The following is a 24,500-nucleotide window of genomic DNA, read 5'->3' as shown; positions in this document are numbered from 1 at the left end:
CATGTTTGGAAAGCTCACCCTTGACGCGATCCCGTATCACGAGCCGATCGTGATGGGCACGCTCGCCGCCGTCATCCTCGGTGGCCTGGCGTTGTTCGCCGTCATCACCAAGTACCGTCTGTGGGGCTACCTGTGGAAGGAGTGGTTCACCTCGGTGGACCACAAGAAGATCGGCATCATGTACATCATCGTGGCGCTGGTGATGCTGCTTCGCGGCTTCTCCGACGCCATCATGATGCGCCTGCAGCAGGCCATGGCCGCCTCCGATGCCGCCGGCTATCTGCCGCCGCATCACTTCGATCAGGTGTTCACCGCCCACGGCGTGATCATGATCTTCTTCGTGGCGATGCCGTTCATCACGGGTCTCATGAACCTGGTGGTGCCGCTGCAGATCGGTGCGCGCGACGTTGCCTATCCCTTCCTGAACTCGCTCAGCTTCTGGCTGTTCATGTCGGGCGTGGTGCTGGTGATGGTGTCGCTGTTCGTCGGCGACTTCGCCGCCACCGGCTGGCTGGCCTATCCGCCGCTGTCGGGCATTCAGTACAGCCCAACGGTCGGCGTGGACTACTACATCTGGTCACTGCAGTTGTCCGGCCTCGGCACCACGCTGAGCGGCATCAACTTCATCGTGACCATCATGAAGATGCGCACGCCCGGCATGAAGCTGATGCAGATGCCGGTGTTCACGTGGACCTCGCTGGTCACCAACATCCTGATCGTGGCTGCCTTCCCGATCCTGACGGTGACGCTGGCGCTGCTCACGGCCGACCGTTATCTCGACATGCACTTCTTCACGAACGAGCTTGGCGGCAACGCCATGATGTACGTGAACATGATCTGGATCTGGGGCCACCCGGAGGTCTACATCCTGATCCTGCCGTGCTTCGGTGCGTACTCGGAAATCGTCGCCACGTTCTCCAAGAAGCCGCTGTTCGGCTACAAGTCGATGGTGTACGCCACCTCGTGCATCGGCGTGCTGTCGTTCGTGGTGTGGCTGCACCACTTCTTCACCATGGGCTCGGGTGCCAGCGTGAATGCCTTCTTCGGCATCACGACGATGATCATCTCGGTGCCTACCGGTGCGAAGCTGTTCAACTGGCTGTTCACCATGTTCCGCGGCCGCGTCGAGTACAACGTGCCGATGCTGTGGACGGTGGGCTTCATGGTCACCTTCGTGATCGGCGGCGTCACCGGCGTGCTGCTGGCCGTGCCGGGTGCGGACTTCGTCCTGCACAACAGCGTGTTCCTGATCGCGCACTTCCATAACGTGATCATCGGCGGCGTGGTGTTCGGCGTGTTCGCGGCGATCAACTACTGGTTCCCGAAGGCCTTCGGCTTCCGCCTCAACGAGTTCTGGGGCAAGGCATCGTTCTGGTGCTGGCTGGTGGGTTTCTGGCTGGCCTTCGCGCCGCTGTACGTGCTTGGCCTGAAGGGCATGACGCGTCGCATGAACCACTACGCGAACCCGGACTGGCAGCCGTACCTGATCGTCGCCGCGCTCGGCGCGGCCATCATCGCGGTGGGCATCTTCTGCACCCTCGTGCAGTTCTACGTGTCCATCCGTGACCGCAAGAAGCTCACCGATCCCAGTGGCGACCCGTGGGGTGGCCGCACGCTCGAATGGTCCATCAGTTCTCCCGCCCCGTTCTACAACTTCGCCACGCTTCCGCAGGTGCGTGAGTTGGATCAGTTCTGGGAAGACAAACAAAACGGAGTCGCTTACGTGCAACCTGCCAAGTACGAAGACATTCATATGCCCCGCAACACCGGCGTCGGTGTGGTGATGGGCGCGTTCGGTACGGTCCTGGGCTTTGCGCTCGTGTGGCACATCTGGTGGATGGCTGCCGTGGGCCTCGTGGGCATGGTCGCCGCGTTCATCGTGCGCGCTTACGACCGCGACATCGATTACTGGGTGCCGGCGGCCGAGGTCGAGAAGATCGAGCGTTCGCGCCACGCCAAGCTGCAGCAGATCCAGACCACGCAGGTGGCTCCGGTGGCGGCGCCCCAGCGTCAGAAGGTGGCGTAACCCATGAGCAGTGCCGCAGTAAGCGTCTCCCATGGCGCACTCGACGACGTCCACGGTGGCGGCGTCGATCATCACCACCACGACGATGGATCCAAGACCCTGCTGGGGTTCTGGATCTATCTGATGAGCGACTGCCTGATTTTCTCGGGCCTGTTCGCCACGTTTGCCGTGCTGTGCAACAGCACGGCGGGCGGTCCCACCGGCAAGGAATTGTTCGAGCTGCCCTACGTGCTCGGCGAGACCATGCTGCTGCTGATCTCCTCGGTCACCTTCGGCATGGCCATGCTCAACATGCATGCCGGCCACAAGGGCAAGCTGCTGGCATGGCTGGCGGCGACCTTCGTGTTCGGTGCCGGCTTCATCGGCATGGAAGTCTACGAGTTCGCCAAGCTCGTCCATGAGGGCGCGGGCCCGAGCACCAGTGCCTTCCTGTCCAGCTACTTCACCCTGGTGGGCACGCACGGCCTGCACGTCACCTGCGGCCTGATCTGGCTGGTGGTGATGATGGATCAGATGCGCCGCTTCGGCCTCAACGACGACACCCGTCGCCGCCTGTCGTGCCTGAGCCTGTTCTGGCACTTCCTGGATATCGTCTGGATCTGCGTGTTCACCTTCGTCTACTTGCGGGGGGCCATCTGATGTCCGGTGCTCACGATTCCCACGACGCGGCCCATCACGATGCCGCCCATGCCGACCATGGCAGCACCAAGTCCTACCTGATCGGCTTCGCGCTGTCGGTGGTGCTGACCCTCGCCTCGTTCGGCGTGGTCATGAGCGGCCTGGTGCCACATGACCTGATGATGCCGGGCATCATCGTGTTCGGCGTGGCGCAGCTGGTCGTCCAGCTGGTCTGCTTCCTGCACATGGGCACGTCGCCGTCGCAGCGCAGCAACCTCGCCATCATGCTGTTCACCCTGCTGATCCTGGCCATCGTGGTGGTCGGCTCGCTGTGGGTGCTGCACAACATGAATGTGAACATGATGCACCCGACGTCCCACATGATGCCGGTGGAATAAGGCCGGCTTCGGGAGTCATCGCAAAGGCGCCTTCGGGCGCCTTTGTTTTTGGAGGGCAGGGAACGACGGCGCGACCGGGTTTCGGTCCACCCTCCATGACCGTCATTCCGGCGCAGGCCGGAATCCAGCGCCGCTTGGTTCGGTTGTCGAGAAACCGTCCAGCCCCTGCCGCGACAACCAAGCGTGACCGCCACTGGATGACCAGCCCTTAGGCTGTTGAAGAGCGTCTCCGGCCTGCGCCGGAATGACGGTCAAAAGCCGGAGAGCCGGGCCCTGTCGAGGGGCGCCGCGCCCCGAACTTGAACACCCCAGTCATTTACCCACCCGCAAGCCCTCGCGGCGGGACCGTTCTTCCTCTAAAATACAAATTTCCAGCACGGCTGCATCCCATGACCCCCCTGATTTTCGTCACCGGCGGTGTGGTGTCCTCGCTTGGCAAGGGCATCGCCGCGGCGTCGCTGGCTTCCATCCTGGAAGCGCGTGGCCTCTCGGTCACCATGATGAAGCTCGATCCGTACATCAACGTGGATCCGGGCACCATGAGTCCCTTCCAGCACGGCGAGGTCTATGTGACCGACGACGGCGCCGAGACCGACCTGGACCTGGGCCACTACGAGCGCTTCGTCCATACCCGTCTCACGGGCAAGAATTCCATCACCACGGGCAAGATCTACGAGTCGGTGATCCGCAAGGAGCGCCGCGGCGACTACCTGGGCGCCACCGTGCAGGTCATCCCGCACATCACCGACGAGATCAAGCACTGCATCCACGAGGCCACCCGCGGCTTCGACGTGGCGCTGGTCGAGATCGGCGGCACGGTGGGCGACATCGAGTCGCTGCCGTTCCTGGAAGCCATCCGCCAGCTGCGCATCGAGCATGGCCCGGAGAAGTGCCTGTTCATGCACCTGACCCTGGTGCCGTACATCAAGGCCGCCGGCGAGATCAAAACCAAACCGACCCAGCATTCGGTGAAGGAGCTGCGCTCCATCGGTATCCAGCCGGACGTGCTGCTGTGCCGCTGCGAGCAGCCGCTGCCGGACGGTGAGCGCCGCAAGATCGCGCTGTTCACCAACGTGCCCGAGAACGCCGTGATCAGCGCGGCGGACGTGGACATCATCTACAAGCAGCCGCTGTGGCTGCACAAGCAGGGCCTCGACGAGATCGTGGTCAAGCGCTTCGGCCTGCAGGCCGGCCCGGCCGACCTGTCCTCGTGGCAGCGCACGGTCGACGCCGTGGAGAACCCGAAGGACGAGGTCACCGTCGCCATCGTCGGCAAGTACGTCGAGCACAAGGACGCCTACAAGTCCCTGGGCGAGGCGCTGCGCCACGGCGGCATCAAGCAGCAGACCCGCGTCAATCTCAACTGGGTTGATTCGGAGCAGGTCGAGGCCGAGGGCGCCGCCAAGGTACTCGGCAGCGCCGACGCCGTGCTGGTGCCGGGCGGTTTCGGCAAGCGCGGTTTCGAAGGCAAGGTGCTGGCGGCCAAGTACGCCCGCGAAAAGGGCGTGCCGTACTTCGGCATCTGCTACGGCATGCATGCGGCGGTGGTGGATTTCGCCCGTCATGTCGGCGGTCTCACCGACGCCGATTCCAGCGAGAACGATCGCAACACGCCGAACCCGGTCATCGGTCTCATCACCGAATGGACCACGGCGACCGGCGAAGTCGAGCAGCGCAACGAGCGCTCGGACCTGGGCGGCACCATGCGCCTGGGTGCCCAGGAGTGCCGTCTCAAGACCGGTACGCTGGCCCGCCAGCTGTACGGCCAGGACGTGGTGCGCGAGCGCCATCGTCATCGCTACGAGTTCAACAACCGCTACCGCCAGCCGTTCGAGGATCTGGGCCTGGTGATCTCCGGCAAGTCGATGGACGACCTGCTGGTGGAGATCGTCGAGCTGCCGCAGCAGAAGCACCCGTGGTTCCTCGGCTGCCAGGCACATCCGGAATTCACCTCCACCCCGCGCGATGGCCACCCGCTGTTCATCGGTTTCGTGCAGGCCGCCCGCGAGTTCAAGGCGGTGCGCGAGGGTGAGCGTCTTGCCAAGGAGTCCGTTGCATGAAGTTGTGCGGCTTTGAAGTCGGCCTGGACCAGCCCCTGTTCCTGATCGCCGGCCCCTGCGTGGTCGAGTCCGAGCAGCTGCAGATGGATACCGCCGGCAAGCTCAAGGAAATCACCGCCAAGCTCGGCATCCACTTCATCTTCAAGTCCAGCTTCGACAAGGCCAACCGTTCCTCCGGCACCAGCTTTCGCGGTCCGGGCATGGAAGCGGGCCTGAAGATCCTGGCCGAGGTGAAGCGCCAGCTCGGTGTACCGGTGCTCACGGACGTGCACGAATACACGCCGATGAACGAAGTGGCCGCCGTGGTCGACGTGCTGCAGACGCCGGCCTTCCTGTGCCGCCAGACCGACTTCATCCAGAACGTGGCGCGCGCCGGCAAGCCGGTGAACATCAAGAAGGGCCAGTTCCTCGCGCCGTGGGACATGAAGAACGTGGTCGAGAAGGCCAAGGCCGTCGGCAACGACGACATCATGGTCTGCGAGCGCGGCGCGAGCTTTGGCTACAACAACCTGGTGTCGGACATGCGCTCGCTGAGCGTGATGCGCGACACCGGTTGCCCGGTCGTGTTCGACGCCACCCACTCGGTGCAGCTGCCGGGGGGGCAGGGCACCAGCTCGGGCGGCCAGCGCGAGTTCGTGCCGGTACTGGCGCGTGCGGCGGTGGCAGTGGGCGTGTCGGGCCTGTTCGCGGAAACGCATCCCAACCCGGAAAAAGCCCTGAGCGACGGCCCCAACGCCTGGCCGCTCGGCAAGATGGAAGCGCTGCTGGAAACCCTGCTCGAACTCGACCAGGTGACCAAGCGCCACACGTTCCTGGAACACACGCTCTGATTCGCCACAGGGAGGCGCGAATGAAGCGAATCCCCCGCAAATCAGGCAGGATGGTTCCCCCTCGCTTCATTCACCTCATCAAGCTACGGACCCCATGAGCACAGAAATCACCCGCATCCACGCACGTGAAATCCTCGATTCCCGCGGCAACCCCACGCTTGAAGCGGAAGTGACCCTGGCCGGTGGCGGCTTTGGCCGTGCGGCGGTGCCGAGTGGTGCGTCGACGGGTTCGCGCGAGGCGGTGGAGCTGCGCGACGGTGACAAGGCCCGTTACCTGGGCAAGGGCGTGAAGAACGCCGTGCTCAACGTCAACAACTCAATTGCCAGCGAGCTCAAGGGTTTCGACGCCGCCAACCAGGGTGGCCTCGACGCCAAGCTGATCAACCTCGACGGCACCCCGAACAAGGGCAAGCTGGGCGCCAACGCCATCCTCGGCGTGTCCATGGCCGCCGCTCACGCCGTTGCCGCGCAGAACCGCCAGCCGCTGTGGCAGTACCTGGCCACCATCAATGGCACCACCGGCAAGCCGGGCGCGTTGCCGGTGCCGATGATGAACATCATCAACGGCGGTGCGCATGCCGACAACAACGTCGACGTGCAGGAATTCATGGTGTTGCCGGTCGGCCTGCCGACCTTCGCCGAGGCGCTGCGCGCCGGCACCGAGATCTTCCACGCGCTCAAGAGCGTGCTGAAGGGCAAGGGCCTCAACACCGCCGTGGGTGACGAAGGCGGCTTCGCACCGAACCTGCGTTCCAACATCGAAGCGCTGGACACCATCCTCGAAGCGGTCGGCAAGACCGGCTACAAGGTGGGCAGTGACATCCTGCTTGGCCTCGACGTGGCCAGCTCGGAGTTCTTCAAGGACGGCAAGTACGACCTGGAAGGCGAGGGCAAGGTCTACACGCCGGAGCAGTGGGTGGACGTGCTGGCCAGCTGGGCCAAGCAGTACCCGATCGTCACCATCGAAGACGGCATGGCCGAAGGCGACTGGGCCGGCTGGAAGCACCTCACGGATGCCATCGGCAAGAGCACGCAGCTGGTCGGCGACGACCTGTTCGTGACCAACCCGGCCATCTTCCAGGAAGGCATCGACAAGAAGATCGCCAATGCCATCCTGATCAAGGTCAACCAGGTTGGCACGCTGTCCGAGACGCTGGAAGCGATCGCCATGGCCGATGCGGCCAAGTACGCCGCGATCGTGTCCCACCGCTCGGGCGAGACGGAAGACACCACCATCGCCGATATCGCCGTGGCGACCACCGCGACCCAGATCAAGACCGGTTCGCTGTGCCGCACCGATCGCGTGGCCAAGTACAACCAGCTGCTGCGCATCGAAGAGGCACTGGGTTCGGCTGCGACCTACGCCGGTCGCAACGCGTTCCCGAACCTCGCCCACCTGCCGGGCTGACAGGGAGCACAGATCGCCCATGGTGCGTTGGGTCGCCCTGATCCTTATCGTCCTGCTGATCGCGCTGCAGATGAAACTGTGGCACGGCAATGGCGGCGTGCGCGAGGTGGAAACCTTGCGCGCGGCCGTTAAAAAGCAGGGCGAGGACAACGACAAGCTGCAGCAGCGCAACCAGGCGCTGGGCGCGGACGTGGACGACCTCAAGCACGGCGAACAGGCCGTCGAGGCGCGTGCACGTGCCGAGCTGGGCCTGATCAAGCCGGGCGAGACGTTCTACCAGGTGGTTGAAAAGCCGGGCGCCAACCAGGCGCCCGCGCCGGCCGCTTCCACCGGCGGCCGCTGATCATGGCGGCCCTGTGGTGCGTGGTGCCGGCGGCGGGTCGCGGCACCCGGGTCGGTGGCGATCTTCCCAAGCAATACCTGCCGCTCGCAGGGCGTCCGTTGATCCTGCACACGCTGGATCGGCTGGCCGCCCATCCGTTGATTGCCGGCCTGATGGTGGTGCTCGGCGCGGGCGACGAACTCTGGCCGTCCATCGCCCAGCTCGGCGGCAAGCCGGTGCTGACGGCCATCGGCGGCGCCGAGCGCTGCGATTCCGTGCTCGCTGGACTCAATGCACTTCCTGCGGAAGTCTCTGAAGACGCATTCGTGCTGGTGCACGACGCTGCGCGTCCTTGCGTGCGCGAAGCCGACATCGCCCGGCTGATCGAGAAGGGTGTGCCGGCCGGCGGCGGCCTGCTTGGCGCCCCGCTGCGCGATACGCTCAAGCGTGCGGGTGGCGACGGGCGCAGCCATGAAACCGAGCCGCGCGACCATCGCTGGCGCGCCTTCACGCCGCAGATGTTCCGTCGCGGCGATCTTTCATGGGCGCTGCAAGCGGCATCGGCTGCGGGCATCACGGTGAGCGACGAGGCGATGGCGATGGAGCGTGCAGGCTTTGCACCTTTGCTGGTCGAAGGCGCCGAAGACAACATCAAGGTGACGACGGCCGCGGATTTCGCGCTGGCCGAATTTCTGTTGCCGCGTACGAAGTAAGGAGCAACTCGATGATGCGGATCGGCCAGGGCTTCGATGTCCACGTCTTTGGCGAGGGCGACCACGTGATGCTCGGCGGCGTGCGTGTGCCGCATAACCGCGGCGTGGTGGCGCATTCCGATGGCGACGTGGTGATTCATGCCCTGTGCGACGCGATCTTCGGTGCGCTGGCGCTGGGCGATATCGGTCGTCATTTCCCGCCGAGCCAGGAGCAATGGCGCAACGCGGACAGCCGGATCTTCCTGCGCCACGCCGCAAAGCTGATGCGCGAGCAGGGCTACGCCCTGGGCAATGCCGACGTCACGGTGATCTGCGAGGCGCCGAAGGTGGGGCCGCACTCCCTGGCCATGCGCGAAGCAGTGGCCGAAGAGTTGGGATGTGATATCGGCCGCGTGAGCATCAAGGCCACCACCACCGAGAAGCTCGGCTTCACCGGTCGCGGCGAAGGCATCGCCGCCCAGGCCTGCGTGTTGCTGGTCATGGCATGAGTGAGGCCGGCGCCCGCGGCTCGGCTTCGCGGTTGCACGAGCAGCTTGATCTCATCAGCGAGTTGCTGCGCAAGCTGCACGGGCTGGGGCAACTCCCGGAACCCGATACCGACCAGGGTTTTCGCGAAAGCCAGACGGAATTGCAGCGCCTGCTCGACGCACTGCATCCGGCCGATATCGCCTATGTGCTGGAAGCGTTGCCGCTGGAAAGCCGCCTGGCCGTCTGGCAACGGGTGAAGGCAGATCGCGACGGCGAAATCCTGCTGGAAGTGTCGGACGCGGTGCGAGAAACGCTCATCGCGGACATGGACGAGCAGGAGATCCTCGCTGCTGTCGAGCCGCTGGACGCGGACGAACTGGCCGATCTCGTCGAAGACCTGCCCACCGGGGTACTGCCCGAACTGATGGCCAGCCTCGACGCGCAGCAGCGCGAGCGCGTGCAGGCCGCGTTGTCCTATCCGGACGACCAGATCGGTGCGTTGATGGACTTCGAGATGGTCACCATCCGCGAAGACATCACACTGGAAACCGTGCTGCGCTACCTGCGCCGCTTCGACGAATTGCCCGAGCAGACCGACAAGCTGTTCGTGGTCAACCAGGAAAACCTGCTGACTGGCGTGCTGCCGCTGCACTGGCTGCTGGTCAATTCGCCGGACAAGACGGTCAGCGCCGTGATGGCGCCAGACGTCAACACATTTCACCCCACCGACGACGCCTACGCAGCCGCGCAGGCCTTCGAGCGCTACGACCTCGTCACCGCGCCGGTGGTCGATGGCAGCGGCCACCTGATCGGCCGCATCACCATCGATGCGATGGTGGACGTGCTGCGCGAAGAGAGCGAAAGCGAAGCGTTGAGCCGTGGCGGTCTACGCGAAGAGGAAGACATCTTCGCCTCGGCCTGGAAGTCCGTGCGCAATCGCTGGGCGTGGCTGGCGGTCAACCTTGTCACAGCCTTCATCGCCTCGCGCGTGATCGGCCTGTTCGAAGGTTCCATCCAGCATCTGGTGGCGCTGGCGGCCTTGATGCCCATCGTCGCCGGCATCGGCGGCAACTCGGGCAACCAGACCATCACCATGATCGTGCGCGCGTTGGCACTGGACCAGATCTCACCGGCGAGCGCCCGGCGCTTGTGGCTGAAGGAGATCATCGTGGCGCTGGTCAACGGCCTTGTCTGGGGCAGCGTGATCGGCGTGGTGGCGTGGATGCTCTACGACAACCTGCCGCTGGGCGTCGTGATGACCGCCGCGATGACGCTCAACCTGGTGCTTGCGGCATTCTGCGGCGTGGCCATTCCCATGCTGATGACGAAGCTGGGCCGCGATCCGGCGCTGGGATCCAGCGTAATGATCACCGCCATGACCGACTCAGGCGGCTTCTTCATCTTTCTCGGCCTCGCCACGCTGTTCCTGATGTAATGCGCCTTTGGCGCGTCTGACCTTCTGTTGATGCCGGCATGACCGGTGGAGTCCCATGTCCGATCTTGAATTGCCCTATGCCTATGGCAACCCGTCGCTGACTGCCGTGGTGCGCGCCAGCCCCGAGGATTTCCAGGTCGAGGAAATCCTTGGCTATGACGCCGACGGTGAAGGCGAACACGCGCTGCTGTGGGTAGAGAAGCGCGGCTCCAATACCGACTGGGTGGCGAAAGAGCTCGCGCGTTTCGCCGAAGTGCCGCCGCTCAATGTGGGTTACGCGGGCCTCAAGGACCGCCATGCGGTCACGCGCCAGACCTTCTCGGTGCAACTGGCAGGCAAGCCCGATCCCGACTGGTCTACCTTTCCGCACGCGGAAGTGAAGGTGCTGGCCGCGACGCGCCATAAGCGCAAGCTCAAGCGCGGCGCCTTGCGCGGCAACCGGTTCGTGCTCGTGCTGCGAGAAGTGCAGGGTGATCGTGACGTGGCAGAGCAGGTGCTCGCCCAGATCAAGCAGCGTGGCGTGCCCAACTATTTCGGCGAGCAGCGCTTCGGTCGCGAAGGCGGCAACGTGGCGCAGGCGAGAGCGATGTTCGCCGGGCGTCGTGTCGATCGCGACAAGCGACATTTCCTGCTCTCCGCAGCACGCTCGCACATCTTCAATGGCGTGCTGGCCGCACGCGTCGAGCAGGGCTGCTGGGACTCGCCGATGGATGGCGAGATCTGGTCGCTGGATGGCTCACGATCGTGGTTCGGTCCGGAGCACTTCGATGCCGTGCTTTCCGAGCGGTTGGCGAAAGGCGACATCCATCCCTCGGGTCCGCTGTGGGGTCGTGGCGAGCCGCCGACCCAGGCGGAGGTGGCTGCGCTGGAGCATGCGGTTGCAGCGGCGAACGCCGATCTTTCCGACGGCCTGGTCGCCGCCAAGATGGACCAGGAACGCCGCGCGCTGCGCATGATTCCGCGCAATCTCAGCTGGCGCTGGCTGGAAGGCGATGCGCTGGAGCTGAGCTTTGAGCTGCCGGCGGGCGCGTATGCGACGACGGTTGTTAGAGAGTTGGCGAGGACTTGAACTTCAGTGATCCTTGCGGCGGAGCAGCTGCGCAGCTTTAAGCTCCCACCGCCACGGCGCGTTGCGGTGTAGCCGCGCCCTATGAGGTAGGACGTTCGTAATTCGGCTTGCACCGGTCATCTGACGCTTCTATCCCCCATACCGCTATGAGCCCTGGCTCTTAGGGCCATTTTCTTTGGGTTACTTTTCTTTGACTCCGGGCATTCGCCCTCCGCCCTTCGGGCCGGCTTCGCCGTTCGCACGCAAAGAGCGCGTGCGTGGGCCAGCAAAAGAAAAGTGACTCGAGCGCCGGCAGGGGATCGAAACGCCCGCCGCGTAGGCGGCACGCTGGCGGCCACGCATCGAATGGAAAAAAGGCTCTAGACCTCAACAATGGGACCTGGGGCAAGAGTCGCACCCTCTCCCCAGCCCTCTCTCCCACAGGGACTACCTTCGGGTCGCCGGAGGGAGAGGGAGTAAAAGCTCGCCTCACGAAACGAGCGCATCTCCTGCTCCTTTCCGAGTGCACCTGAAACGGCATATGGGAAATCGCGGCAGGCCGGTCGCGCGCCGGGCGCGCTCCCGCAACAGAAGATTCGCGATGAAGGGCGAGCGAACACTCACCCCTTCAAAAGCACCACCACCGCCCCCGTCCCTCCCTGCATCGGCCTAGCCGAAGCAAACGCCACCACGTCATCACGCCGCCGCAACATCCGGTCCGTCAGCGCCTTCAGCACCGGCCCGGCCGCGCGCGAACGCAGTCCCTTTCCGTGCACGATGCGCACACAGTGAATGTCTCGTCGCTTGGCTTCGGCGAGAAAGTCGTTGATGCAGGCCTGAGCCGCGGCGGCATTCATGTGGTGGAGGTCGATGTCGTCCTGCACGCTGAACTGGCCGCGTTTGAGCTGGCGCAGCAGCTTGGGCGAATAACCGTCCCGGAGGTAACTCAGCTCCTCGCCCACCTCGAGCAGGGTGGGATCGAATGCCATGTCCAGCAATTCGCCAGGCACCGCGGCCTCATCCGCCTCGAACATCCGTGGCTCGGGCTCAGGTTTGGGTGCGGCGGGTGCGGGGGCCACCGGATCGAGGCGCTTCACGTCACCGATGGCCTCGCGAAACAGGCGTGCATCGTCGTCAGTGACCGGGGCGGGAGGACGGTGTTTCATGCCCGACATCGTAATGCAGTCGAAGGGATTCGGCGTCGCGCCGGGAGTGAGCGGGGCTCGTGAGACGGGCGACTCAGCCGGGCTTTCGGGCAATGTGAAACCGCGGCCCCGGTCCGGTAGACTTCAGGCTTCACCCGGCGCGTTTCGTCGAGACGGAACCGCCGCGACAGGCTTTGAACGGATCATCATGCGAGTTCTGGTTTCAAACGACGACGGCGTGGACGCACCTGGCATCCGCGTGCTCGCCGAGCGCCTTGGCGTGGTCGGCCAGGTTACGGTGGTAGCGCCGGACCGTGACCGCTCCGGCGCCAGCAATTCCCTCACCCTGGACGCCCCCATCCGCGTGTTGCAGATGGACAACGGCTATTTCCGCGTCGCCGGTACGCCGACGGACTGCGTGCATCTGGCACTGGCCGGCATGCTCGACTACGAGCCGGATATCGTTGTTTCCGGCATCAACAACTCCGCCAATCTTGGCGACGACGTGATCTATTCCGGCACCGTGTCGGCGGCGATGGAAGGGCGCTTTCTCGGCCTGCCTGCCATCGCGGTGTCGCTGGTGAGCAAGGACCACACCGGCATCCATTACGAGTCGGCGGCCAACGCCGTGCTGCGCCTGATGGAGCGCCTGCTGGTCGATCCGCTGCCCGCGGACACCATCCTCAACGTCAACGTGCCGGATCTCCCCTGGGAAGAAATCCGCGGCTTCGAGGTCACCCGCCTGGGCAAGCGCCATCGCTCGGCGCCGTGCATCAAGCAGACCGATCCGCGCGGCAAGACCATCTGGTGGATCGGTCCTGCCGGTGACGTCGATGACGCCGGTCCGGGCACCGACTTCAATGCGGTGCGCCGCGGCTATGTTTCGGTGACGCCCATCCATGTGGATCTCACGCGGTTCCAGGCGCTGGAAAAAGTCAGCAGCTGGGTGGGTGCGTTGAACGAAGGCGTCGGCGGCAAGAACGCCGAAGAGGCGGCGTGAGGGCATGAACGTGCATCCTTTGCCGCCATCCGCATTGAAAGGCGAGGGTATGACCTCGCAGCGCGCGCGTGATCGCCTGGCGACCAAGCTCAAGGAAGATGGCATCCGCGACCAGCGCGTCATTGACGTGATCCGCAATACGCCGCGCCATCATTTCATCGACCAGGCGCTGCATTCACGCGCCTATGAAAACACCGCATTGCCGATCGGCCATGGTCAGACCATCTCCCAGCCGTGGGTAGTGGCGCGCATGACCGAGGCCCTGCTGGAGTTTGGCGTGCCTCAGAAGGTGTTGGAGATCGGCACCGGATCGGGTTATCAGGCGGTGGTGCTGGCGCAGGTGGTGCCGCAGATCTATACGGTGGAGCGCATCGAGGAGCTGCTGCGCCAGGCGCGTCGTCGCTTCCGCCAGCTGGGCCTGACCAACATCCGCTCGCGTCATGACGACGGCAAGCTCGGTTGGGCCGACGAGGCGCCGTTCGACGCCATCATCCTCACCGCGGCCGGCGATGCAATCCCGCACGCCGTGCTCGACCAGCTCAGCCCTACGGGCGTGCTGGTGGCGCCGGTCGGCTCGCCCAGCAACCAGATGCTGATCCGCATGCGTGGCGACGGGCAGGGTGACTTCATTCAAGAGGAACTGGGCGCGGTCAGCTTCGTGCCCTTGCTGGGCGGCATCGGTTGATGCGCTCAAGAGCCTGTTTGACGGCTCCGCGCAGCCCGGGCCGGGTCTGTTTGCCCGCATGCCAGCGTCATCACTCGGTTGTGTATCGACATACACGCCCTCACTCTTCCTTGGCCTGCGCGCAAACCGATCCCGGCGCGAGCCACGCGGAGCCATCAAACAGGCCCTACCTACAAGGAAATTCCTGAGCATGCGTCTGTTCGGACCGCTGTATGCGCGCGCCCTGACGTGGGCGCGCCACCCCAGGGCTGTGTATTACCTGTGCGGGCTGAGCTTCGTCGAGGCTTTTATCTTCCCGATCATGCCGGAAGTGATGCTGGCGCCGATGATGCTCGGCAAGCGTCACAAGGCTTTCTTCTACGCCAACCTCAGCCTGCTGTTCTCGTTGCTGGGTTCGCTAGTGGGTTACGCGCTGGGTCACTGGGCGTTCCACGCGTTGTCGCCGCTGCTCGATACCTTTCACCTGTTGGCGCCAATCGAGAAGGGCGTCGACAACCTGCGCCTGCAGATGAAAGAGCATTGGCTCGGCCTGCTGGTGGTGCTCGCGCTCGCGGCGCTGCAGCCGGTCGTGCCGATGAAGTTCGTCACCTGGGCGTCGGGCATCGTCGGCGTGCCGGTGATTCCGTTCCTGGTCTGCATGGCCGTGGGACGTGGCAAGCGCGTGTGGTTGCTGGCGCTGCTGATCCGCATTTTTGGCGAGCGCGCCGAGCGCATCCTGCACAAGCACATCGAGCGGATCGGCTGGGCGGCGCTGGTGATTCTGGCGGCCCTGCTGGGCTGGTGGCTCTGGTCGCGCTGAACGATGGCCGGCGCGCTGACGCACCACGGATGGCCACACGCATGAAAAAGCCGTGCCGCCTCGGTATGCTGCCCGCCATGAATGGATATCTCCGGTCAGTCGCCCTGGCCTCTGCCATCCTGGCTTTGGCTGCCTGCGGAACGCAGCGCTCGGTCGTGGTCGAGCCTTCAGCGGGAGCAACTTCATCGCACGCCACTACCGTGGCACCGGCGACGGTGATCAGGTCCGCGCCGGGCGGAAGCTACAAGGTCGCCAAGGGCGATACGCTCTATTCGATCGCGTTCCGCAACGGCGTCGACTTCCGCGACCTGGCGAGCTGGAACAACATCGACGCGCCGTACACCATCTGGCCGGGGCAGGAGCTGAAGCTGGCGCCGGTCAACGGCAAGCCGGCAACGGCGAGCGCATCGGCGCATGTTGCTCCTGCCGTGGCCGCCTCCACGGGCAAGCCGGCGACGACCCCGCCTCCTGCGGCCCCCCATCCGGGAAACCCTGCGGGCACGTCATCCGTGGCCACCACGGCGGCGCCTGCGCAGACGCCGCCACCAGCCCCGACACCAGAGCCGGCTGCGAGCACCACGCCCGTGGTGCCGGTCGCAGGTGGCCCCGCCGCGACGGCCGCCAATACGCCGCCGCCGACACCGCCGGCAGCCATCGCTCCTGGCGCCACCCGTGCGAATGGTGGCGTCACCTGGCGCTGGCCCGCTGATGGTTCGCTGATCAAGCGCTTCCAGTCTGGCGATGCGATCCCAGGCATCGAGATCGCCGGCAAATCGGGCGATCCGGTTCGTGCCGCCGCCGATGGCGTGGTGGTCTACAGCGGCAATGGCCTCGTGGGCTACGGCGAGCTGGTCATCGTCAAGCACAACGACAGCTACCTGTCGGCCTATGGCCACAACAGCAAGCGACTGGTGAAGGAAGGTCAGCGCGTCACGGCAGGCCAGCAGATCGCCGAGATGGGTTCCACCGGCGCTGCGCGTGACGAGCTGCAGTTCCAGATCCGCAAGGACGGCAACCCGGTCGATCCGATGGGTTATCTGCCCTCGCGCTGACATGTTGCTGTTGTAGGAGCGCACCCAGTGCGCGATAAACCTGCGACTAGGCCACGCTAAGGCACGGCCATCGCGCACTGGGTGCGCTCCTACAGAAATAGGGAAGGCCGGCCGGGATCAGGCCGGCAGAATGAAAGCCACGACTACGCGGCGATGCTCGCCGGCCAGCAGGTCGTAGGTGCGTGCCGCCGCCGCGTTGTCCATCACTTCCACGCCCACGCCCTTGCGCAACAGGCCGGCCATGAAGGCGGGGGCAGGAAATACCTGGTGCTCGCCAGTACCCAGCAGGACGACTTCGGGCTTCAGTTCGAGGATGGCGTCCACGTGGCTGGCATCCAGCTCGCTCGAGGCGGTCACCGGCCAGTTTTCCACGGCGCGCTCGGGCGACAGCAGGAAGCTGGAGGTGAGTTCGCGATCGACCACGGTGACGCTGCGCGCACCGACGCGGCGCACGAACAGATAAGTGCCGGGGCGATCGAGCGAAAGATCCATCAGCGGGGCAGGGCGAGCTTCGGCTCGTCTTCGTTGCGGCGGAACAGCACCACGATATGGCCGATCTGCTGCACGCTTTCCGACTTCGTGCCTTCGGTCAGAAAATCGATCTGCTGCTGGCGCTCTTCCTTGTCGCCACCGGAAAGCTTCACCTTGACCAGTTCGTGATGGGAGAGAGCCAGGTCCAGTTCCTTCACCACGGCCTCGGTCGCGCCCTTGGCGCCGAGGAGGATCACGGGGTGGAGGTCATGGGCAAGGCTGCGCAGATAGCGACGCTGCGAGGGGGAAAGTGCCATGCGTTCAGTCTCGGATTCGCTGCGATAGGACCGGTAAGGTTATCATGGGGCCATCTCCCCCGTATCTGTGGCAGTTGCCGACCCATGTCTCGCAGCAAAAGCAGTTCCCGCTGGCTGCGGGAGCATTTCGATGACGTTTATGTGAAGAAGGCCCAGGCTGAGGGGGCGCGTTCGCGTGCCGTCTACAAACTGGAAGAGCTGATCGACAAGGATCGCCTGCTCAAGCCCGGTATGCGGGTGGTCGACCTGGGCGCGGCGCCTGGCGGCTGGTCCCAGTTGGTGCGGCAGCGCCTGGGCGACACGGGAACCGTGATCGCCATGGACATCCTGCCCATGCAGGGCATAGGCGGGGTGGACTTCCTCCAGGGCGATTTCCGCGAGGAATCGGTCCTGCGCGAGCTGGAAAGCCGCCTGCAGGGCCAGCAGGTCGATCTTGTGCTGTCGGATATGGCCCCCAATATGAGTGGCGTGGCCCTGGCTGACCAGATCCGGGCGATGGACCTGGCCGAGCTGGCGCTGGATTTCAGCCGCCAGTGGCTTAAACCGGGTGGGTCCTTCCTGATCAAGTTGTTCCAGGGGACAGGCTTTGACGAATACGTACGCAGCTTGCGCGCAGACTTCACCCGCGTAACGATGCGTAAACCTAAGGCTTCCCGTGCGCGTTCGCGGGAAGTGTATGCATTAGCCATGGGGCGCAAGATCCATGGCGGGCAATCGGGCGAGAACCGTGCATGAATGAAATGGCGAAAAACCTGCTGCTCTGGCTGATCATCGCAGTCGTGTTACTGACGGTGTTCCAGAGCTTCAATCCGCATGGCGCGTCCTCCTCGGATCTGCCTTACAGCAGCTTCGTGCAGAGCGTGGACAACGGCAATGTGGCTGCGGCCACCATCAGCGCGGACCAGCCGGCCACCATCAGCGGCAAGCTGAAGGACGGCAGCTCGTTCCGCACCGTCGCGCCGGTCCTGGGCTGGTCCACCAACTCGGTGGTCAAGCAGATGCAGGACAAGGGCGTGGAGGTCCGCCAGGAGCCGTCCAACAACGGCTTCTCGCTGCTCGGCCTGTTGCTCAACTGGCTGCCGATCATCTTGATCGTGGGCGTGTTCATCTGGTTCATGCGCCAGATGCAGGCCGGCGCAGGCGGCCGGGGCGCCATGAGCTTTGGCCGTTCGCGCGCCAAGCTGCAGGGTGAGGACCAGATCAAGGTCAATTTCAGCGACGTCGCAGGCTGCGACGAAGCCAAGGAAGAAGTGGGCGAGCTGGTCGAGTTCCTGCGCGACCCGGGCAAGTTCCAGAAGCTGGGCGGCAAGATCCCCCGCGGCGTGCTGATGGTGGGCCCGCCGGGTACCGGCAAGACCCTGCTGGCCAAGGCCATCGCGGGCGAAGCCAAGGTGCCGTTCTTCTCCATCTCCGGTTCCGACTTCGTCGAAATGTTCGTGGGCGTCGGTGCCAGCCGCGTGCGCGACATGTTCGAGCAGGCCAAGAAGCACGCGCCGTGCATCATTTTCATCGACGAAATCGACGCGGTCGGCCGCCATCGCGGCGCCGGCCTGGGCGGCGGTCACGACGAGCGCGAGCAGACCCTCAACCAGCTGCTGGTCGAGATGGACGGTTTCGAAGGCACCGAGGGTGTCATCGTTATCGCCGCCACCAACCGTCCGGACGTGCTGGACCCGGCGCTGCTGCGTCCGGGCCGTTTCGACCGCCAGGTCGTGGTCGGCCTGCCGGACGTGAAGGGCCGCGAGCAGATCCTCAAGGTGCATATGCGCCGTGTGCCGACCGCTTCCGACGTCGATGCGATGACCATCGCGCGCGGTACGCCGGGTTTCTCCGGCGCCGATCTCGCCAACCTGGTCAATGAGGCCGCGCTGTTCGCTGCGCGCGAGAATGCACGCGAAGTGCGCATGACGCACATGGACAAGGCGCGCGACAAGATCCTGATGGGCACCGAGCGCCGCTCGATGGCCATGAGCGAAGACGAGAAGAAGCTGACGGCGTATCACGAGGCGGGTCATGCCATCGTCGGTCGCCTGGTGCCTGAGCACGATCCGGTCTACAAGGTCACGATCATCCCGCGCGGTCGCGCGCTGGGTGTGACCATGTACCTGCCGGAAGGCGACAAGTACAGCATGAATCGCGTGGCGATCCAGTCGCAGCTGTGCTCGTTGTACGGCGGTCGCGTTGCCGAGGCGCTGATCTTCGGCGAGGACAAGGTCACCACGGGTGCCTCCAACGACATCGAGCGCGCCACCAAGATGGCCCGCAACATGGCGACCAAGTGGGGTCTGTCCGACAACCTCGGCCCGGTGACCTACGGCGAGGAAGAGGACGAAGTGTTCCTGGGTCGCGCGGTGACGCAGCACAAGAACGTTTCCGACGAGACCGCGCGCAAGATCGACGAGGAAGTGCGCGCCATTCTGGATCGTGCCTACTCGCGCACGAAGCAGCTGCTCACCGAGAACATCGACAAGCTGCATGTGATGGCTGATGCCCTGCTGCAGTACGAAACGATCGATGCGCACCAGATCGACGACATCATGTCCGGGCGTACGCCTGGTCCGCCGGCTGACTGGTCGAAGAACTCCACCAGCAGCTCCACGCCGCCTCCGCCGCCGCCGCGCAGCGACACTGGCAAGGTGGGCGATCCCGCGACGCAGAGCCGCATCGCCGATCAGTGATCGAAGCCTGGTAGACGATGGAAAAGGCGGCCTTGGCCGCCTTTTCTTTTGCGTGCGATCTGGTTTGGCGTGGGAGTATCGGCGTCGCCAGCGTGTCTCGTGCAAGGCGATGTGGTGCAGCTGGAACCCTATATTTCGTGGTTGCACACGTGTTGCGCACCTATAGGCGAGGTTTTTTTTGCGCAAGGGCCTAGCCGAATATGGAGAGGGCGGTTAAGATAGGCGGCTCGAGTGAAGTGCATTCATCGCTGTAGTTGAAGTTTGTTTGGCGGCGATGAAAAAAATATGAAAAAAAGTGTTGACGCACACGCCTCGAATCTGAATAATTCCGCTTCTCGCTTCGGCGCTTTCCACTAAGATGGTTAAGCGACAAAGCAAAAGTTTAAAAACGCGCCCGTAGCTCAGTTGGATAGAGTACCAGGCTACGAACTTGGTGGTCGGGAGTTCGAATCTCTCCGGGCGCGCCATTTAAGGCAAGACGAGGTGGTAACACCACGGATTGCACCGCAAGGCAGGAAATCGCCAAACGGGCCGGACAAGAGTTGGAAGTTCGGTGTGCTTTGATACGGATTGACTAGGCGAAGCGTCACCCGTAGCATTTCAAAGCTTCAGCCCGCGAAAGCGGTTGAGGGTTCGAAATCGGGGTATAGCTCAGCCTGGTAGAGCGCCAGCTTTGGGAGCTGGATGTCGTGGGTTCGAATCCCTCTGCCCCGACCAGCAGATGCTATGCACAATGTGCACAAGCGCCTGTAGCTCAACCGGATAGAGCATCGGCCTTCTAAGCCGACGGTTGCAGGTTCGATTCCTGTCGGGCGCGCCAACTCAAGGTTTTGTGGTGGATGTAGCTCAGCTGGTTAGAGCATCGGATTGTGATTCCGAGGGTCGTGGGTTCGAGTCCCATCTTCCACCCCAGTTGACCTATGTAAGTTAAAACAGTTTCATGGGCCGTTAGCTCAGTTGGTAGAGCAGTTGACTCTTAATCAATTGGTCGAAAGTTCGAATCTTTCACGGCCCACCAATTGGAACAGGCGCTTGGAGAAATCTAAGCGCCTTTTTCTTGTCCGCGATTTGGCTGTGTACTCCTGACGTACTTTCCGGTTCGGTCAGCAACTCGATCGGCGCCGTGCGCTAGCTAATCCAACTTCAACGAAACGAGTGCGAACCGTGGGCCTATCGACTGAGCAGCGGTCGTCGGGTACGTGGACGGCACGATTTTGTCGATCCGATACCCGGCATTGATGTAGTGCTGGAGTGTTGTATAGCCAGGCACCGCTCCCTGCATATTGCTGATTACGCCCCACGTCACGTGGTTCTGATCCACGACGTTCCCAAACTCCACCTCGACGAGAGCGTCGGTCGACACGAGTGGGTTGCTGCCGGGCGCCGTGTCCGCAGGTTTTGATTTTGCGCTTCGACTTTGCTCTTTGGCTGCCATGGCTCTGCTCCTCAAGCCGGGTGGATACCTTCGTCTGGGTGTTAGCGGCTAACAATCAGCCAGAAATTTGATAGCCGGAAACATGCCAATGACGTTGCGTGTGCGCAGGAGGCATGCTTTGAGCAGCCTTCGTCACCGAACGCTGATCTCGCGTAAGCGGTAGTGATATGCGCCATGTCGCTCGTACATGCGATCTCGGCGACTGTCGAGCTGGATGTGTCGCGCTAGGCGTATTGCATCTTGATCGTCATGCCGCCGTCCACGACGAACGATTGGCCGGTGATAAAACTCGATGGCTCCGAGAGCAGATAGACGGCCAGCGCACCGATGTCTTCGGGCGTGCCCACTCGACCTGCCGGATGCTGAGCGTGATCGCGCCGACTGAGTGATGGCTTGCTTCGCTCCGACGGCTTGCGCCACGCATCCGTTGCAATCCAGCCAGGGAGAATCACGTTGGCGCGCACGTTTGGTCCTGCGCTTACAGCCAATGCGTGAGTGAAGGCAACGAGTCCTCCTTTGCTTGCCGCATAGGCTTCCGTATCCGGTTCTGATTGCAGTGCGCGTGTGGATGCAATGTTCACGATCGCGCCGTGATGCTTTTTCAGTTCTGGCATGGCGTGCTTGCAGCACAGGAATGCTCCGGTGAGATTGGTGGCGAGGTAGCGGTTCCAATCGGACAGCGCGAGTTCGCTGAGTGGTGCGACGTGCGGATGGGCGATGCCGGCGTTGTTCACCAGGCCATCGATGCGACCGAAGCGCTTGAGTGCGGCGGCGATCCAGCGTTGGATGCTGGCTTCGCGCGCCACGTCGACGGCGATGAAGTGGGCGCGTGTTCCAGCCTGCCATTCGTCGATGCAGGCCTTGCCCGCTTCGACATCGCGATCACCGATGCATACACACCCGCCTGCGCCGAGTATGGCCTGCGCGATGCCGCGTCCTATGCCTTGTGCGCCACCGGTGACAAGGACGGTCTTTCCCGTGAGCGGGCTGGCGTCATGGGCGGCGATATCGGGAGCCTTGGGCATGGTGGTTCCTGGATGGCTGTCGATGCGGGTAGGGACGGCTTCATGCCGGCCATATCAACCGGAAGCAGGAGGTGCATGGCTTCGCGCATCGACGCGCGGGTGTCATGCGTGGCCTCATCGGCCAAATGGTCTAAACCCGGTGCTGTCTTGTGGCTGATGGACGGCGCGGTAACGGGCTGTTGGGCGTTCGCATTCAGTATCGCCGACGCCACCGTGCGAATCATGTCGAAAGCGTGCGCGGCTTTCTTGCGAATCCATGTGCGGCAAGTCATAGAACTAATGGTTTTGTCAAGTTCTGTTGGGGCGTGGATATACTCCTAGGTGACGCAGTTCACATTTTGTATGCGCAGGGGGCCCGCCATGAAATGTCTACGTTTGTTCGTTGTTTTGTGCCTTACCGCGATGCTGGCCGCGTGTGCCACGGGCCGCGGTTCGACCGATGCGCCCAAGATCGACCCGCAGGCGCAAGCCGTTGGAACCTACCTTATTGGCGTTGACGATCAGCTGCAGGTCACGGTGTGGCAGAACCCCGACCTCAGTGTCAGCGTGCCGGTGCGACCTGACGGCAAGATCACCGTCCCGCTGATCGGCGACGTGATGGCTGGCGGAAAGACGCCGGAGGAAGTCGCGGTCGAGATCAAGGGCAAGCTGCAATCCTACGTGCGTGATCCGCAGGTGGCGGTGATCCTTACCGCGCTGCGCAGCCACGAATATCTTTCGCGCGTGCGCGTCACCGGCGCCGTGCGCACGCCGGTTTCGCTGCCTTATCGCCAGGGCATGACGGTGCTCGATGCCGTGCTGGCGGCGGGTGGCACCACCGAATTCGCCGCGCCGGATCGCACTGAATTGTTCCGCGAAGGCAAGGATGGCGTGACCACGCCTTACGCCATTCGCCTGGACAAGGTGCTGCAACAGGGCGATCTCGCTACCAACTATCCGGTACAGCCCGGAGACGTCGTTACGGTGCCGATGCGGGCGTTCTGACGCCGCGCCAGGGGACTAGGGAAAGGGAGGTGCTGCCATGAGTGGAGAACTCAGGCCGATGTCGAGCCTCGTGCCGTCATTGATCAACGAAGCGCGTCGCCGCCGTCTGGCGCTCGGTGTGGGCTTTGCAGTGATTGCACTGGTGGCGCTGGCGGTGGGCATGCTGTGGCCGCGCAAGTACGTCGCGTCTACGACGATTCTTGCGCAGGAAAGCACCATCATCACCCCGTTGATGGAAGGTGCCGCGGCGCCGACGGGCAACAAGAACCGCGCCAGCATGGCGCGTGACGTGATCTTCGGGCGGAAGGTGATGTCGCGCATCCTGGAGGTCGGCGGCTGGATGGCGAGCAACCCGTCGCCGCTCGAGCAGGACCGCATCATCGAGGGCATCAAGTCGCGCACCGTGGTGCTGATTGCCCGGGACAACCTGATCACCATCACCTACAGCGACAACAACGCGCGCCGCAGCTACGAGGTGACGCGGGCGTTCGCGCAGTTGTTCATCAGCGAGAGCCTGGCTTCGAAGCAGCGCGAAAGCCGCGAGGCGTACGAGTTCATCAATAGCCAGGTCGAGGCGTATCGCAAGAAGCTCACCGACGCCGAGGACAAGCTGAAGCTGTATCGCGACGAGAATGCCGATGCGCGTCCCGGCAACGAGGCCGACACGGCGGCGCGCATCAGCCAGCTGCGCACTCAGATCGAGTCGTCGCGGATGGACCTGATGGAGCGCCGGTCGCAGGAAGCATCGTTGGCGGCGCAGCTCAACGGGGAATCCGAGGTCAACACCGTACAGACCGCGGATGGCGCATTGCGGGCCCAGTTGGGCGAGCTGCAGGCGCAGCTAAGCAGGTTGCAGCTCACCTACACCGATTCGTATCCCGATGTGGTGCGCATCAGGCACCAGATGGACGACCTGAAGCAGCAGCTGGCGACGGCCGAGCAGCACCAGGCGGCCGCAAAGATGGCGGGGACGCCGACCGCCCTGGACAGCAGCGTGACATTCAATCCCGCGTATCAGCAGATCAAGACGCAGCTGGCCTCGACGCGTGCCTCCACGGCTGCCGCGGCGGCGCGCATGAGCGCGAGCGAATCGATGCTGCAGACGGAACTGCAGCGCAGCACGCGCATCGCCAATTCCGAGAACGTCACGGCAGAGCTGACGCGTGACTACAACGTCAACCGCGATGTCTACCAGGACCTGCTGAAGCGCCGCGAGAACGCGCGAGTGTCGATGAATCTCGATGCCGAGCAGCGTGGCCTCAACTTCCTTATCCAGAATCCAGCGGTCATGCCGCTGACGCCGTCCGGCCTGCGCTTCATGCATTTCGGCCTGGCGGGTATCGCATTGTCCATCGCCCTGCCGCTGGGGCTGCTGTTCGCACTGGTGTGGTTCGATCCGCGTGTCCGTTCGATATGGCAAGTCGAACACGCCATCGGTGTGCCGGTGCTGGCCTCGATTCCGTTCTACCCGACGCCAAGGGACCGCCGGCGCGACCACCTGCGGAACATGATCTTGACGCTGATCGTGCTCGGCGTTGCCGTCGTCTATCTGATCGCCGTCTGGGTGCGACTGAAGGGATGAC

The 24,500-nt window shown here is 63.8% G+C and carries 24 protein-coding genes and 5 tRNA genes; 24 read left to right on the top strand and 5 right to left on the bottom strand.

Translation table 11 applies throughout. The features are described 5' to 3' along the window. Window position 1: 1 nt before the first annotated feature. The 11 genes from cyoB to truD all read left to right on the top strand — a co-directional run bounded on the left by cyoB (window position 2) and on the right by truD (window position 11,347). The gene (gene cyoB / locus EPB08_RS06480; protein ID WP_130618245.1) at window positions 2-2,026 is read left to right on the top strand and encodes a cytochrome o ubiquinol oxidase subunit I; all 2,025 of its coding nucleotides are present in this window, start codon (window positions 2-4) and stop codon (window positions 2,024-2,026) included. Window positions 2,027-2,029: 3 nt separating this feature from the next. Then, window positions 2,030-2,665 (top strand): cytochrome o ubiquinol oxidase subunit III, encoded by a 636-nt coding sequence (cyoC, locus tag EPB08_RS06475; protein ID WP_130618244.1) that lies wholly within the window; start codon window positions 2,030-2,032, stop codon window positions 2,663-2,665. After that, window positions 2,665-3,042 carry a cytochrome o ubiquinol oxidase subunit IV gene (gene cyoD, locus EPB08_RS06470; RefSeq protein WP_130618243.1) on the top strand — a complete coding sequence of 126 codons (378 nt, stop codon included), beginning with the start codon at window positions 2,665-2,667 and terminating at the stop codon, window positions 3,040-3,042. The genes cyoC and cyoD overlap by 1 nt, the downstream gene beginning before the upstream one ends. 389 nt (window positions 3,043-3,431) lie before the next feature. Beyond that, window positions 3,432-5,102, top strand: a complete 1,671-nt coding sequence (pyrG, locus tag EPB08_RS06465; RefSeq protein WP_130618242.1) for a CTP synthase — start codon at window positions 3,432-3,434, stop codon at window positions 5,100-5,102. Next, entirely contained in the window at window positions 5,099-5,932 is an 834-nt protein-coding gene (gene kdsA / locus EPB08_RS06460) for a 3-deoxy-8-phosphooctulonate synthase (protein ID WP_130618241.1), read from the top strand. The genes pyrG and kdsA overlap by 4 nt, the downstream gene beginning before the upstream one ends. A gap of 94 nt (window positions 5,933-6,026) precedes the next feature. Next, window positions 6,027-7,340 carry a phosphopyruvate hydratase gene (gene eno / locus EPB08_RS06455; protein WP_130618240.1) on the top strand — a complete coding sequence of 438 codons (1,314 nt, stop codon included), beginning with the start codon at window positions 6,027-6,029 and terminating at the stop codon, window positions 7,338-7,340. A gap of 19 nt (window positions 7,341-7,359) precedes the next feature. Further along, window positions 7,360-7,683: a cell division protein FtsB gene (gene ftsB / locus EPB08_RS06450; RefSeq protein WP_130618239.1), complete on the top strand. Its 324-nt coding sequence runs from the start codon at window positions 7,360-7,362 to the stop codon at window positions 7,681-7,683. 2 nt (window positions 7,684-7,685) lie between these two features. Next, the gene (gene ispD, locus EPB08_RS06445) at window positions 7,686-8,375 is read left to right on the top strand and encodes a 2-C-methyl-D-erythritol 4-phosphate cytidylyltransferase (protein ID WP_425598241.1); all 690 of its coding nucleotides are present in this window, start codon (window positions 7,686-7,688) and stop codon (window positions 8,373-8,375) included. A 14-nt stretch (window positions 8,376-8,389) separates the two neighbouring features. Next, window positions 8,390-8,863: a 2-C-methyl-D-erythritol 2,4-cyclodiphosphate synthase gene (gene ispF, locus EPB08_RS06440; protein WP_130618636.1), complete on the top strand. Its 474-nt coding sequence runs from the start codon at window positions 8,390-8,392 to the stop codon at window positions 8,861-8,863. Next, window positions 8,860-10,278: a magnesium transporter gene (gene mgtE / locus EPB08_RS06435; RefSeq protein WP_130618237.1), complete on the top strand. Its 1,419-nt coding sequence runs from the start codon at window positions 8,860-8,862 to the stop codon at window positions 10,276-10,278. The genes ispF and mgtE overlap by 4 nt, the downstream gene beginning before the upstream one ends. A 55-nt stretch (window positions 10,279-10,333) precedes the next feature. After that, window positions 10,334-11,347: a tRNA pseudouridine(13) synthase TruD gene (truD, locus tag EPB08_RS06430; RefSeq protein WP_130618236.1), complete on the top strand. Its 1,014-nt coding sequence runs from the start codon at window positions 10,334-10,336 to the stop codon at window positions 11,345-11,347. Between the two features lie 599 nt (window positions 11,348-11,946). Here truD and EPB08_RS06425 read toward each other — a convergent pair. Beyond that, a complete protein-coding gene (locus tag EPB08_RS06425; RefSeq protein ID WP_130618235.1) occupies window positions 11,947-12,492 on the bottom strand; it encodes a Smr/MutS family protein in 546 nt (181 codons plus the stop codon). A 187-nt stretch (window positions 12,493-12,679) separates the two neighbouring features. On the opposite strand from EPB08_RS06425, the gene surE reads away from it, so the two are divergent. The 4 genes from surE (at window position 12,680) to EPB08_RS06405 (ending at window position 16,007) form a co-directional block, all read left to right on the top strand. Then, entirely contained in the window at window positions 12,680-13,471 is a 792-nt protein-coding gene (gene surE / locus EPB08_RS06420) for a 5'/3'-nucleotidase SurE (protein WP_130618234.1), read from the top strand. Between the two features lie 4 nt (window positions 13,472-13,475). Beyond that, on the top strand, window positions 13,476-14,156 hold the full coding sequence (locus EPB08_RS06415; protein WP_130618233.1) for a protein-L-isoaspartate(D-aspartate) O-methyltransferase: 681 nt from the start codon (window positions 13,476-13,478) through the stop codon (window positions 14,154-14,156). Window positions 14,157-14,346: 190 nt separating this feature from the next. After that, window positions 14,347-14,955, top strand: coding sequence for a YqaA family protein (locus tag EPB08_RS06410; RefSeq protein ID WP_130618232.1), 609 nt, complete (start codon window positions 14,347-14,349; stop codon window positions 14,953-14,955). Between the two features lie 65 nt (window positions 14,956-15,020). Then, entirely contained in the window at window positions 15,021-16,007 is a 987-nt protein-coding gene (locus EPB08_RS06405) for a peptidoglycan DD-metalloendopeptidase family protein (protein ID WP_130618635.1), read from the top strand. 117 nt (window positions 16,008-16,124) lie between these two features. Here the strand turns inward: EPB08_RS06405 and EPB08_RS06400 are convergent, their stop codons facing one another. Together EPB08_RS06400 and yhbY are read right to left on the bottom strand one after the other, a co-directional pair. Beyond that, complete coding sequence (locus EPB08_RS06400; RefSeq protein WP_130618231.1) at window positions 16,125-16,499, bottom strand: Mth938-like domain-containing protein; 375 nt, start codon at window positions 16,497-16,499, stop codon at window positions 16,125-16,127. Beyond that, window positions 16,499-16,795: a ribosome assembly RNA-binding protein YhbY gene (gene yhbY, locus EPB08_RS06395; RefSeq protein WP_130618230.1), complete on the bottom strand. Its 297-nt coding sequence runs from the start codon at window positions 16,793-16,795 to the stop codon at window positions 16,499-16,501. Before yhbY ends, EPB08_RS06400 begins: the two co-directional genes overlap by 1 nt. 84 nt (window positions 16,796-16,879) lie before the next feature. Between yhbY and rlmE the strand changes: the two genes are divergently transcribed. From rlmE to EPB08_RS06360, 7 genes are all read left to right on the top strand, one after another. Then, complete coding sequence (gene rlmE, locus EPB08_RS06390) at window positions 16,880-17,530, top strand: 23S rRNA (uridine(2552)-2'-O)-methyltransferase RlmE (protein WP_130618229.1); 651 nt, start codon at window positions 16,880-16,882, stop codon at window positions 17,528-17,530. Continuing rightward, window positions 17,527-19,473, top strand: coding sequence for an ATP-dependent zinc metalloprotease FtsH (gene ftsH / locus EPB08_RS06385; RefSeq protein WP_205746295.1), 1,947 nt, complete (start codon window positions 17,527-17,529; stop codon window positions 19,471-19,473). The genes rlmE and ftsH overlap by 4 nt, the downstream gene beginning before the upstream one ends. Window positions 19,474-19,863: 390 nt before the next feature. Beyond that, window positions 19,864-19,940, top strand: a tRNA-Arg gene (locus tag EPB08_RS06380). 173 nt (window positions 19,941-20,113) lie between these two features. Continuing rightward, a tRNA-Pro gene (locus tag EPB08_RS06375) sits at window positions 20,114-20,190 on the top strand. A gap of 26 nt (window positions 20,191-20,216) precedes the next feature. Further along, a tRNA-Arg gene (locus EPB08_RS06370) sits at window positions 20,217-20,293 on the top strand. Window positions 20,294-20,308: 15 nt separating this feature from the next. Then, a tRNA-His gene (locus EPB08_RS06365) sits at window positions 20,309-20,385 on the top strand. Between the two features lie 30 nt (window positions 20,386-20,415). Next, window positions 20,416-20,491: transfer RNA gene (locus EPB08_RS06360), tRNA-Lys, on the top strand. 114 nt (window positions 20,492-20,605) lie between these two features. Here EPB08_RS06360 and EPB08_RS06355 read toward each other — a convergent pair. After that, window positions 20,606-20,908, bottom strand: coding sequence for a hypothetical protein (locus EPB08_RS06355; RefSeq protein WP_130618228.1), 303 nt, complete (start codon window positions 20,906-20,908; stop codon window positions 20,606-20,608). A 224-nt stretch (window positions 20,909-21,132) separates the two neighbouring features. Then, window positions 21,133-21,933 (bottom strand): glucose 1-dehydrogenase, encoded by an 801-nt coding sequence (locus EPB08_RS06350; protein ID WP_130618227.1) that lies wholly within the window; start codon window positions 21,931-21,933, stop codon window positions 21,133-21,135. 360 nt (window positions 21,934-22,293) lie between these two features. On the opposite strand from EPB08_RS06350, the gene EPB08_RS06345 reads away from it, so the two are divergent. Next, window positions 22,294-22,917, top strand: coding sequence for an XrtA/PEP-CTERM system exopolysaccharide export protein (locus EPB08_RS06345; RefSeq protein ID WP_130618226.1), 624 nt, complete (start codon window positions 22,294-22,296; stop codon window positions 22,915-22,917). Between the two features lie 37 nt (window positions 22,918-22,954). Beyond that, window positions 22,955-24,499 carry an XrtA system polysaccharide chain length determinant gene (locus EPB08_RS06340; protein WP_229238237.1) on the top strand — a complete coding sequence of 515 codons (1,545 nt, stop codon included), beginning with the start codon at window positions 22,955-22,957 and terminating at the stop codon, window positions 24,497-24,499. Window position 24,500: the final 1 nt, after the last annotated feature.

Origin of the sequence: Dyella amyloliquefaciens (assembly GCF_004296575.1) — a bacterium.
Lineage (GTDB): Bacteria > Pseudomonadota > Gammaproteobacteria > Xanthomonadales > Rhodanobacteraceae > Dyella > Dyella amyloliquefaciens.
Note: the sequence above shows the minus strand (reverse complement) of the source record. Positions and strands in the feature narration are given on the sequence as shown.

What these genes read in the sequence shown, in the direction of transcription:
- ispD (WP_425598241.1), top strand. Translation starts at nt 7,686, where the DNA reads ATGGCGGCCCTGTGGTGCGTGGTGCCGGCGGCGGGTCGCGGCACCCGG.
- cyoC (WP_130618244.1), top strand. Translation starts at nt 2,030, where the DNA reads ATGAGCAGTGCCGCAGTAAGCGTCTCCCATGGCGCACTCGACGACGTC.
- truD (WP_130618236.1), top strand. Translation starts at nt 10,334, where the DNA reads ATGTCCGATCTTGAATTGCCCTATGCCTATGGCAACCCGTCGCTGACT.
- ftsB (WP_130618239.1), top strand. Translation starts at nt 7,360, where the DNA reads ATGGTGCGTTGGGTCGCCCTGATCCTTATCGTCCTGCTGATCGCGCTG.
- EPB08_RS06350 (WP_130618227.1), bottom strand. Translation starts at nt 21,933, where the DNA reads ATGCCCAAGGCTCCCGATATCGCCGCCCATGACGCCAGCCCGCTCACG.
- kdsA (WP_130618241.1), top strand. Translation starts at nt 5,099, where the DNA reads ATGAAGTTGTGCGGCTTTGAAGTCGGCCTGGACCAGCCCCTGTTCCTG.
- EPB08_RS06345 (WP_130618226.1), top strand. Translation starts at nt 22,294, where the DNA reads ATGAAATGTCTACGTTTGTTCGTTGTTTTGTGCCTTACCGCGATGCTG.
- EPB08_RS06355 (WP_130618228.1), bottom strand. Translation starts at nt 20,908, where the DNA reads ATGGCAGCCAAAGAGCAAAGTCGAAGCGCAAAATCAAAACCTGCGGAC.
- EPB08_RS06425 (WP_130618235.1), bottom strand. Translation starts at nt 12,492, where the DNA reads ATGAAACACCGTCCTCCCGCCCCGGTCACTGACGACGATGCACGCCTG.
- surE (WP_130618234.1), top strand. Translation starts at nt 12,680, where the DNA reads ATGCGAGTTCTGGTTTCAAACGACGACGGCGTGGACGCACCTGGCATC.
- yhbY (WP_130618230.1), bottom strand. Translation starts at nt 16,795, where the DNA reads ATGGCACTTTCCCCCTCGCAGCGTCGCTATCTGCGCAGCCTTGCCCAT.
- ispF (WP_130618636.1), top strand. Translation starts at nt 8,390, where the DNA reads ATGCGGATCGGCCAGGGCTTCGATGTCCACGTCTTTGGCGAGGGCGAC.
- pyrG (WP_130618242.1), top strand. Translation starts at nt 3,432, where the DNA reads ATGACCCCCCTGATTTTCGTCACCGGCGGTGTGGTGTCCTCGCTTGGC.
- EPB08_RS06400 (WP_130618231.1), bottom strand. Translation starts at nt 16,499, where the DNA reads ATGGATCTTTCGCTCGATCGCCCCGGCACTTATCTGTTCGTGCGCCGC.
- EPB08_RS06340 (WP_229238237.1), top strand. Translation starts at nt 22,955, where the DNA reads ATGAGTGGAGAACTCAGGCCGATGTCGAGCCTCGTGCCGTCATTGATC.
- mgtE (WP_130618237.1), top strand. Translation starts at nt 8,860, where the DNA reads ATGAGTGAGGCCGGCGCCCGCGGCTCGGCTTCGCGGTTGCACGAGCAG.
- EPB08_RS06410 (WP_130618232.1), top strand. Translation starts at nt 14,347, where the DNA reads ATGCGTCTGTTCGGACCGCTGTATGCGCGCGCCCTGACGTGGGCGCGC.
- EPB08_RS06405 (WP_130618635.1), top strand. Translation starts at nt 15,021, where the DNA reads ATGCTGCCCGCCATGAATGGATATCTCCGGTCAGTCGCCCTGGCCTCT.
- rlmE (WP_130618229.1), top strand. Translation starts at nt 16,880, where the DNA reads ATGTCTCGCAGCAAAAGCAGTTCCCGCTGGCTGCGGGAGCATTTCGAT.
- ftsH (WP_205746295.1), top strand. Translation starts at nt 17,527, where the DNA reads ATGAATGAAATGGCGAAAAACCTGCTGCTCTGGCTGATCATCGCAGTC.
- EPB08_RS06415 (WP_130618233.1), top strand. Translation starts at nt 13,476, where the DNA reads ATGAACGTGCATCCTTTGCCGCCATCCGCATTGAAAGGCGAGGGTATG.
- cyoB (WP_130618245.1), top strand. Translation starts at nt 2, where the DNA reads ATGTTTGGAAAGCTCACCCTTGACGCGATCCCGTATCACGAGCCGATC.
- cyoD (WP_130618243.1), top strand. Translation starts at nt 2,665, where the DNA reads ATGTCCGGTGCTCACGATTCCCACGACGCGGCCCATCACGATGCCGCC.
- eno (WP_130618240.1), top strand. Translation starts at nt 6,027, where the DNA reads ATGAGCACAGAAATCACCCGCATCCACGCACGTGAAATCCTCGATTCC.